Source organism: Cupriavidus sp. R6-3 (assembly GCF_059772245.1).
Window position 1 is genome coordinate 1 of the sequence record NZ_JCBAJO010000237.1, and the last position, 7,117, is coordinate 7,117.

Below are 7,117 nucleotides of genomic sequence, written 5' to 3' on the forward strand. Positions count from 1 at the left end.
CGATGGTCGGCAGATCGTGCGTGGTCGACGTCGCGATCGCGTTGGGCGGCCAGCGCTCGGGCGGCACGAAGGGCGCCGGGGCCTCCGGCGCGGGCGTCGCCGTGTGTTCCGCCGGTTGCGGTACGGGTTTGCCGCCCGTGTCGTCGGGCGCGCGGCCGCTCGCATTGCTGTTCATCGCGCCGGTCTCTTCGCTGGTAGAGCGTGCGGCGGACTTGCGGCCGGAACTACCCGCCGTCTCGTCCTTGCCTTCGCTGTCCGGCTGCGCCCGCTCGAACCACAGCACATCGATGCCCAGCATGCCGCGCTCGGCCAGCGTGGTGTTGAAGGTGGCCGGCACCGTGCCCAGGTTCTCCCCGATGATGATCGCGCGATGGCGCCACGATTCGAGCGCGATCAGCCGCAGCAGGTCGTCCATCGGGTAGCGCAGATAGGCGCCCGATTGCGGCGGCACGCCTTCCGGCACCAGCCAGACGCGCGCCAGCCCGAGCGCATGGTCGATGCGCAGCCCGCCGACATGGGCAAGGTTCGCGCGCAGCATCTCGATGAAGGCCGTGTAGCCGTGCCGGCGCAGCCCGCGCGGCGAAAACACCGTGATGCCCCAGCTCTGCCCCAGCGGGTTGTACACATCGGGCGGGGCGCCGGCGGAGAAGCCCTGCAGCATCTCGTTCTGCCGGGTCCAGGCATGGCTGCCGGTGGGGTCGGTGCCGACCGCCAGGTCGCCGATCAGTCCGATCGCCATGCCGGCATCGCGGGCGCTGCGCTGCGCCGCGCGCAGGCCGTCCTGGGCCATCCATTGCAGGAACACGTGATAGCCGATCTCGTCGGGGAAGGCGCTGGCGAAGGCCGTCAGCGCCGCGTCCTGCGGCGAACGGTGCGTGACCGGCCAGCGGCGCCAGTCCCCGGCCACCTGCATCTCGGCGCGCGTCCCCGCCTCGGCCACGTGCTGGGCCTGCAGGGCCTCGAAGGCCGCGTGCGCCAGCAGCGGCGTGCCGCCCTTGCTGCGGAACAGCGCCAGATCGTCGGCGGCGTCGGCGGGCAGCAGCTGGTCCCGGTGGTCCCACAGCCAGCGCGTGATCTTCAGCCGCGCCTGGGCCACGGCCGGCCAGTCGATCTCGGCCTTCGCTTCGAGCGTCTGCATGAGCCCGCCCAGCTGCAGCGCCGAGATGGCGCGCGCCACCGCGGCGTGGCCGAATACCGGCGCCGGGTCGGCATACAGCACGTTCAGGAACAGCCGGCTGGACGGCGAGTAGGGGCTGTAGCGTTCGGGAAAGGCCGCGAAGCCGGCGTGCAGCGGGCTGATGGCGACCGCGTCGGCGCCTTCGCGTGCGGCCGCCTCGGCGAACATCGCCAGCGCGCTCAGGTCGCCCATGCCGGCCGGCGCGCCGCGGCGCAGGCCGTAGACCTGCACCGACGGGCCCCAGGGCTTGCGCCGCATCCGCTCCTGCTCGGACAGGCCAATGCCGCGCAGCGCGTCCTGCACGCCGAAACAGCGCGGCGGCGCGACCGCGACCTTCACCTCGACATCGCCCATCAGCAGGCGATGGTAGCCGGCGCTCTGCACCGCCGGCACGATCAGCGCGCCGCGGGCATCGCGGCGGGCGACGCCGGTCTGCACGCTGCCGTCCTCCAGTTCGAGTCGGAACGGCTGCTCCTGCCGGGTATGCGCCAGCGGCACGCGGATCGGCTTGCCCTGGTCGGCGGTCAGCAGCGGTGCCAACGCGGTGGCGGCGTCGTCGGCCAGCATCCGGGCGCGCGAGGCCTCGCACTGGCCGATGGTCTTGCACGGCAGGCCGAGCCGTTCGAGCACGATGCGCAGCGATTCCTCCGGGACCACGCGATCGCGCCCCTGGGCATCCTGCCAATACACCAGCAGGCCGGCACGCTCGGCGAGCAGGTGCAGCGATGCTAGCGCGGCATCGGGATTGGCTTGGCGCGGCATGGTGGGGCTCCTTTGTGGCTGACTGGTCGGGATGGCGACGTTGGCGGACGATGGCGGACGGTGGCCGGTGATCGGGGCGCTGAATCGGTAGCCGCACCGGGCGCCGAATCGGGTTGCCGAACGAGGCCGTCCGTTACGACGGCCCCGACGGCGCCAGCGTGGCGGCCAGCAGCACCGCGGCGTGCGGCGCGACCGGCTGGACCGGATGATCGAGCGGCGCTTCCGGCAATTCCGGCCGGGCGCTGTCGAACAGGCGGGACCAGATCAGCGCCGGCGGCGGCAGCCGGTATTCGACCGCCTCGGTGCCGGCATTCAGCAGCAGTACCGTCACGTGGACCTGCCCATCGGCGTCGCGTCTGGCGCGCCTGAGCGCCAGCGTCCGTTCCTCGGGATTGGACCACTGTTCGGGCGTCAGCGGTTCGCCATCGACGCCGAACCAGCCGATATCGTGAAGACCTGGTGCGAATTCCTGACGACCGTGGAGAAACTGCCGCTCCGCATAGGCGGGCAGCCGCGCCCGCAGGCCCAGCAGCCGGCGCACGCATTCGACCATGCCGCGCCCGGTGGGCGTCTGCGCGTCGTCCCAGTTCAGCCACGACAGTTCGTTGTCCTGGCAGTAGGCGTTGTTGTTGCCCTGCTGCGAGCGCAGCCATTCGTCGCCGGCGGTCAGCATCGGCGTGCCCTGCGACAGCAGCAGCGTGGCCATCATCGCGCGCGCGACCTGGCCGCGGGTGGCGAGGATCGCGGGATCGTCGGTCGGGCCTTCCACCGACCCGTCGGGGCTCCAGTTGGCGCTGGCGTTGTCGTCGGTGCCGTCGCGGTTGTCCTCGCCGTTGGCCTCGTTGTGCTTGGCGGCGTAGCTGACCAGGTCGGCCAGCGTGAAGCCGTCATGCGCGGTGACGAAGTTGATCGAGGCCCAGGGCTTGCGGTGGCGCCGGTCGAACAGGTCGGCCGAGCCGGTCAGCCGCGCGGCCAGCTCGCCGCGCTGGCCGGGGTCGCCGCGCCAGAAGCGCCGCACCGTGTCGCGGAACTTGTCGTTCCATTCTGCGAAGCCCGGTGGATGGTTGCCGACCTGATAGCCGCCCGGGCCCAGGTCCCATGGCTCCGAGATCAGCTTGACGCGCGACAGCACCGGGTCCTGCAGCACCGCGTCGAAGAAGCCCGCGCCCGGATCGAAGCCGTTGCCCTCGCGCCCGAGCGTGCTGCCCAGGTCGAAGCGGAAGCCGTCGACGTGGTAGCACTGGACCCAGTAGCGCAGCGAATCGAGCACCATCTGCAGCACGCGCGGATGCGACAGGTTCAGCGTATTGCCGCAGCCGGTGTCGTTGATGTAGTGGCGCTCGTCGCCCGGCACCAGCCGGTAGTAGCTGGCGTTGTCGAGTCCGCGCCACGACAGCGTCGGGCCCAGCTCGTTGCCTTCGCAGGTGTGGTTGTAGACCACGTCGAGAATCACCTCGATGCCGGCCGCGTGCAGCCGGCGGATCGCGACCTTGACCTCGTTGAGCTCGCCGCCGCTGAGGTAGGCCGGCTCGGGCGCGTAGTAGCTCAGCGTGCTGTAGCCCCAGTAGTTGCGCAGTCCGCGCTGGACCAGGAAACGGTCCTGCAGGAAGGCGTGGATCGGCAGCAGCTCGATGGTCGTCACGCCGAGGTGATGCAGATGGTCGACAAAGCGCGGGTCGGACAGCGCGGCGAAGGTGCCGCGCTGATGCGGCAGCAGGTCGTCGCGCCGCATCGACAGCCCGCGCAGATGCGCCTCGTAGATGACGGTGCGCTCCCACGGCACCGCCGGCGGGCGGTCGTCGCCCCAATGGAAGCTCTCGTCGACGACGATGGCCTTGGGCATCATCGGCGCGCTGTCGCGCCGGTCCGGCGTCAGGTCGGCGCGCGGGCTCTGCAGCCGGTAGCCGAACAGCGCATCGGCCCAGCGCAGCGGGCCGGTCAGCTTGCGCGCATAGGGGTCCAGCAGCAGCTTGGCGGGATTGAAGCGATGGCCGTGGTGCGGCTCGTACGGGCCGTGCACGCGATAGCCGTACACCGTGCCGAGCGAGGCGTGGGGCAGATAGCCGTGCCAGACCTCGTCGGTGCACTCGGGCATCGTCAGCCGCGCCAGCTCCTTGCGGCCGTTGCGCGAGAACAGGCACAGCTCGACCCTGGTGGCATTGGCCGAGAACACCGCGAAGTTGATCCCGAGGCCGTCCCAATGGGCGCCGAGCGGGTAGGGTTTGCCGGGAAGGAGCGTGCTGGCGATCGGGGAACGCGACAAGCAGGACCCTCCTAGTCGGGCAGATGGCGCAGCAGCAGCATCGCCAGCGGCGGCAGCGTCAGCGACAGCGAGGCGGGCAGCCCGTGCGAGGGCACGGCTTCCGCGAACAGCTCGCCGCCGTTGCCGACATTGCTGCCGCCATAGCACGCGGCATCGGTATTGATGATCTCCTGCCAGCGTCCGGCACGTGGCACGCCGAGCCGGTAGCCCGGCCGCGGCACCGGCGTCATGTTGATCACCGCCAGCACCACGTCGTCGCTGTCGGGCGCGGCGCGGCGCAGATAGGCAAACACGCTGTTATGGCTGTCGTCGCCGATCACCCAGCTGAAGCCGCCGGGATGGTGGTCGCAGGCGTGCAGCGCGGGCAGCTCGCGATAGGCGCGGTTCAGGTCGCGGATCAGCATCTGCATGCCGCGATGGTCGGGATGATCCAGCAGCGCCCAGTCGAGCTCGCTCTCGTGATTCCATTCGTGCCATTGCGCCAGCTCGCCGCCCATGAACAGCAGCTTCTTGCCGGGGTGGGTCCACATGAAGCCGAAATACGCGCGCAGGTTCGCCAGCTTCTGCCAGTGGTCGCCCGGCGCCTTGCCGATCAGCGAGCCCTTGCCGTGCACGACCTCGTCGTGCGACAGCGGCAGCACGAAGGCCTCGGACCACGCGTAGACCATGCCGAAGGTCATGTCCTGGTGGTGCCAGGCGCGGTGCACCGGATCGTGCGACAGATAGCGCAGCGTGTCGTGCATCCAGCCCATGTTCCACTTGAAGGTGAAGCCCAGCCCGCCGCTGTCGACGGGCGCGGTCACGCCCGGCCAGGCGGTCGATTCCTCGGCGATCGTCATCGCGCCGTGGCAGCGTTCGCGCACCACCGTATTGAGCTCGCGCAGGAACGACACCGCCTCCAGGTTCTCCCGGCCGCCGAAGCGGTTCGGCACCCACTGCCCGGCCTTGCGGCTGTAGTCGCGGTACAGCATCGAGGCGACCGCGTCGACGCGCAGCCCGTCGATATGGAACTCGCGCAGCCAGTGCAGCGCGCTTGCCAGCAGGAAGCCGCGCACCTCGTTGCGGCCGAGGTTGTAGATCAGCGTGTTCCAGTCCTGGTGGAAGCCCTCGCGCGGGTCCTGGTGCTCGTACAGCGCGGTGCCGTCGAACTCGGCCAAGCCATGCGGATCGGTCGGGAAGTGCGCCGGCACCCAGTCGAGGATCACGCCGATGCCGGCCTCGTGGCAGCGGTCGACGAAGGCGGCGAAGGCCTGCGGCGGCCCGAAGCGCGCGGTCGGCGCGAACAGCGACAGCGGCTGGTAGCCCCACGAGCCGCCGAACGGATGCTCGGTGATCGGCAGCAGCTCGATATGGGTAAAGCCGAGGTCGCGTACATAGGGGATCAGGCGCTCGCCCAGGATCTCCCAGCCGCGCGCGGGATCATTGACCTCGCGCAGCCACGAGCCGGCATGCACCTCGTAGACCGACATCGGCGTGGAATACGGGTCCTGGCTGGAGCGGCGGCTCATCCAGCCCTGGTCGGTCCAGCCGAACGGCGGCGCCGACACGCCGGCCTGCGTCACCACCGAAGCGGTGCCCGGCGGCAGCTCGGTGGCGAGCGCCAGCGGGTCGGCCTTGTCGGGCAGCGGGTGGCCGTGCGCGTCGCTGAGGTCGTACTTGTAGCGGCTGCCGGGCTGCACGCCGAGCCCGGCCGGCACGAACAGCTCCCACACGCCGACGCCGTAGCGCAGCCGCATCGGATGGCGCGCCGGATGCCAGCCGTTGAAGTCGCCGATCACCGAGACGCGGCTGGCGTTGGGCGCCCACACCGCGAAGCGCACGCCCTCGATGCCGTCGACCATCATCCATTGCGCGCCCAGGCAGCGGCCCAGTTCGAAATGCCGGCCCTCGCCGATCAGGTGCAGGTCCAGCTCGCCGAGCAGCAGGTCGAACGAATACGGGTCGGCGCTCAACTGGCGGGTGCCGTCGGGCCAGGTGATATCGAGCCGGTAGTCGCGCCGGCCCAGCTTGTCGGGCAGCGTGCCGGCGAAGATGCCGCCGGCGTGGATGCACTGCATCGGCCCGATGGCATTGCCCAGGGTGTCGGCCAGCGCGACGGACTGCGCGCCGGGCAGGCAGGCGCGCACCACCGTACGGTCGCCTTCGCGGTGCGGCCCGAGCAGCGAGAACGGGTCGGCGTGGCGCGCATCGAGCAGCGCCTCGAATTGCACGGCGGCGTGTTCGGCGTGCCCGGAGTGTCCGTGCGGGCCCCGCGTCGACGCGGGGCCGGAGGAAGTCATGGTGGCCATGGTTGCGTCTCAGACGTGTGGGGCGTGGGGCGGCGAGGCCGGCGGCGCCGCGGCGGTGCCGCCGGGCATGCCCGTCAGCGTGCGGATCAGCCGAGCGAGGCCGTGCACCGGCAGGTCGATCCAGGTCACCCGGTTGTCGGCCTCGTACTTGACCTCGTAGGCGGCGCGCTCGAGCAGGAACAGGTCGAGCAGCGGCTGCAGCTGTGCCGCGCTTGCCCACGGGTGCAGCGCGGTGTCGGCGACCTCGCGGTAGCCGCCGAGGAAGGCGTCGGTCGCGGTCTGGCGGAAGCGCTCCAGCAGCCCTTCGCGCCGCTCGGCCTGCGCCGGTGGCAGCGCCGAATGGGTGCGCTCGCTGCGATCGGTGCCGACCGTGGCCGCGGCATAGTCGAACGAGCGCAGGATGCCCGCGACATCGCGCAGCGGCGAGGTCTTGCGGCGCCGGTAGGCCAGCGGCAGGCCCGGCTCGCCCTCGAAGTCGATGATGTAGGTGTCGTTCTGCGCGATCAGCACCTGGCCCAGATGCAGGTCGCCGTGAATGCGCGTCTGCAGGCTGCCCGGCGCCGCCGCGGCGAGCGAGGCGACCAGCTCGGGCAGCCGCTCGCGGCTGTCGAGCACCGCCTGCACGTC

At 71.0% G+C, this 7,117-nt stretch carries 3 protein-coding genes and 1 pseudogene; all 4 read right to left on the reverse strand.

Going from position 1 to position 7,117, the window contains the following annotated elements:
• A partial coding sequence (gene malQ / locus AC6EI8_RS22575) for a 4-alpha-glucanotransferase (RefSeq protein ID WP_498382925.1) occupies nt 1–1,939 on the reverse strand: 1,939 nt, incomplete at its 3' end.
• Between the two features lie 133 nt (nt 1,940–2,072).
• Nucleotides 2,073–4,202, reverse strand: a complete 2,130-nt coding sequence (glgX, locus tag AC6EI8_RS22580) for a glycogen debranching protein GlgX (protein WP_149316297.1) — start codon at nt 4,200–4,202, stop codon at nt 2,073–2,075.
• Between the two features lie 11 nt (nt 4,203–4,213).
• On the reverse strand, nt 4,214–6,490 hold the full coding sequence (glgB, locus tag AC6EI8_RS22585; protein WP_498382926.1) for a 1,4-alpha-glucan branching protein GlgB: 2,277 nt from the start codon (nt 6,488–6,490) through the stop codon (nt 4,214–4,216).
• Between the two features lie 9 nt (nt 6,491–6,499).
• A pseudogene (locus tag AC6EI8_RS22590) lies at nt 6,500–7,117 on the reverse strand (alpha-amylase); the annotation flags it as partial.